Origin of the sequence: Domibacillus sp. PGB-M46 (genome assembly GCF_022668875.1) — a bacterium.
Taxonomy (GTDB): Bacteria; Bacillota; Bacilli; order Bacillales; family Domibacillaceae; genus Domibacillus.
This window is the reverse complement of record NZ_JAKGCR010000078.1, coordinates 1-394: the sequence shown is the minus strand read 5'-3', so window position 1 is coordinate 394 and position 394 is coordinate 1. Positions and strand designations below refer to the sequence as shown.

Annotated in this window: 1 pseudogene; it reads right to left on the bottom strand. The window is 44.7% G+C overall.

From position 1 onward, the window contains the following. Positions 1 to 323 (bottom strand): annotated as a pseudogene (gudD, locus tag L2D08_RS23665) (glucarate dehydratase); the annotation flags it as partial. Positions 324 to 394 lie beyond the last annotated feature (71 nt).

Genomic DNA, 394 nt, shown 5'->3' with positions numbered 1-394 from the left:
CGTCCTGCCGCATCCCGGTCTGCAAACTGCCGGCGTACGTTATTTAAAATATTGTTGTAGGCGCCGATAGACTGGCCCACAACGAGTTCACGTGCATCTTCAAGCGTCTGGCGGATTTTCTCGCCGCCTGGGACTTCACCAACACCCATGTTCCCTGCATTATCTTTCAGCAGCACAATATTACGTGTAAAGTAAGGGGCGTGAGCTCCGCTTAAATTGAGCAGCATGCTGTCATGGCCTGCAACGGGAACCACGGTCATTTCTGTAATAACAGGTGCACCTGTTTTGACGTTTTCCTGGATTAATTGAGTGTTTGTGTTCATATATTTCTCTCCTATCAAATTGGGATTATAAATTATGATTATCAATTAAGATTTCAATTCAACACGTTTAA